Here is a 2,574-nt window from a genome sequence, read left to right as displayed (position 1 = left end):
GGGTCACAATTACCAGATACATTTAGGTTTATTACCGTAATACAACCATCAATTGTAGTTAACACATACTGCCCCGCATCCTCGTTAGATACAAAACCATCATTATCCTTGGAGTTCGTATCTATATTTACTTGGTATCCATCTGTTTGTAAGAAATCCGCAGTAGAGCTAAATGTGTTTCCATCTACTTCTGGAATAGTTACTAAATATTCTCCTGTAGTAATAGCTCTAATATAAACTTCAGCACCTTCAGTTGCATTAATGTTGTTTCCTGCTTGCCAAGGACCTGTGCCAATTTTGTATTCTGCAGTAATCACGCCATCGGGGCATGGATTTACATCTGGAAGACCAGTTCCTAAATTGTAAAAGGCTTGTATTTCCTCTGCTCCTAAAGCTTTGTTGTATACTTTTAATTCGTCTATTTTTCCATTTAATTCATCTGTAACTCCACTTTGGTTATATCCAGGTATACTCAAAGGGTCGCTGCCTTCATAAAACCCAGAACTTGTGAAAGAAGAAAAGTTAGCGGTGGTTTGGTCAAAAACAATATTTCCAGATACATTTTCTGTACAAACCTCTACACCATTGGCAAATAACCTTGCTGTAGTACCATCATAAGTGGCTGCTATATGCACCCATTTATCTAGTGGTGTATAACCAGCATAACAATTGGCAGATTCTCCCGTATTGGTAGGAAATTCCCATTTATATAAACTATTGTGAAAACCAAAAAACATAGCAGGGTAATTATGACTTAAGACACCTGCATTGTATTGTATATCGCTACGTTTTACCCATGCCATTACTGTTACGGAATTAGAAATAGGGTTAAAAGAAGAATCGTAAGGAATATCTATAATAGTATTACTTTGAAACTCCCCACCGTCCATTTCTACAGCTCCCCCAAATAAACCTGTAGTCCAATTGGTTGTGCTTGGTGTTATGTCTGCAGCATTATTATCTACATCAAAAATAGAAGCATCATTACTATTAGAAGAACTATCAAAAGCAGTATTCCCTGTAGTTTCTTCAAACTCTAAGTGCAATACTAAATTTGGGTTTTCTGTTAAAGGAATTGCTTCTCCAATTTTAATAGTCTTAGAAATCGAAGGGACCCCATTAGTATCTAATGCAAAAAGCATGTAGAACCCTGGTGGTAATAAATTTCTATTCGGTATAGTTAAATTGTGTGTTGTTCCCGTTGTTGTTGATAAAGGTATTCTTCTTTGTTCATTGTTTGTACTATGGGTAACTGCAGAAAAACGAATTAAACTAAACTCAGAAACATCTATATCTGTATTTACAGAAACAACATCGCCATAATCAGCAATAACTTCTCCGTAATTCCCTAGAGTTGTATTGACAGGGTTAGTAATAGTTGTTATTTGTGGTCTTGTTGCAAGATTATTTGTAGCATCGAAAAGATACGATGGGCTATAAATTTCAGCATCTTGATGGTTTACACAACCAGGGGTATTGTCACAAAGTCCACCACCACCAACAAAAACACGGCCATCAGGCATTAATAATGCGACACTGTGATAGGTTCTAGGAGTTACCATATCTACAACCTCTATCCAAGTGTTTGCTACAGGGTCATAAATCTCGGGAGTTAATTTTGAACCTGAATCTGAAAAAGTCTCCGCATGATCAATACCTCCTGTAACTAATACAGTTCCATCAGGTAATACTGTACTGTTATGCATGGTACGTTCATGATTCATAGGTGGAGTTGCTGTTACTATAGCTGTATTAGTATTTATATCTATAACATAGCTATTGTTCTTTGCAGGGTGATTACTATTATAAGATTCTGCACCTCCTGTTTTTAATAATTTACCTTCATCAAACATTACCGTATTTCCTTTCATAGAATAACTATCTCCTCCTCTAAGGCCTGCATCAGTAATAGAACCTCCATTAGAGACATCTATCCAATGCATCATTTCACTGGGTCCTGCATGGAATAAACTTCCATTTGGTGCTGCCCATAACCATAAATGATTATCTATTCTATATAAATCTTGTAACTCCGTAGTTAAATCATTGTTTGTCCAAATATCTCTTCCTTTTATTCCTGGAAGTAATATCCATCCTGTTTCCGGGGTCCAAAGTTCTGCATCTTTATTATCATTAATAACGGTACTCTCACTCCAAGAACCTCCTAAAGTAAAAACAGAACCATCGGAAAGTGTTACATTTCCTTGATACCCTCTGCGTATATTCATATCTGAAGCCACACTCCATTGTCCTGTCATTGGATCATAAATACTTGTTCTCTCACTACTAGTACCACCAGCAGAAAGTATACGGCCATCGGGAAGATTATTTATTCCTGGACAAAACATATCATGATCCGTATTAGAGGTAGTTTCTCCTAATGCTTGGCCATGACTCCCCATAAAAGGATCAAAAATCTCTGTATAAGTCATCCCGTCTTCTGTCTCTGTATAGGTATCTCTAAATTTAGAAGACCATGTAATAAGAGTGCCATCTGGCAAATTAGCCGCAGCAACGGGCACTATCCCAAATGGAAGAACAGGACTCCATTCACCATCCTGAGAAGAGGTCTGA

1 protein-coding gene is annotated in these 2,574 nt (G+C 37.1%); it reads right to left on the bottom strand.

All coding sequences use genetic code 11. The features are described from left to right. On the bottom strand, window positions 1-2,574 hold a 2,574-nt coding region (locus CLV91_RS00090), incomplete at both ends, for a LamG-like jellyroll fold domain-containing protein (RefSeq protein ID WP_121062764.1).

The organism is Maribacter vaceletii (genome assembly GCF_003634105.1).
GTDB classification, from domain to species: domain Bacteria; phylum Bacteroidota; class Bacteroidia; order Flavobacteriales; family Flavobacteriaceae; genus Maribacter_B; species Maribacter_B vaceletii.
This window is presented reverse-complemented; position numbering and strand designations above follow the sequence as displayed.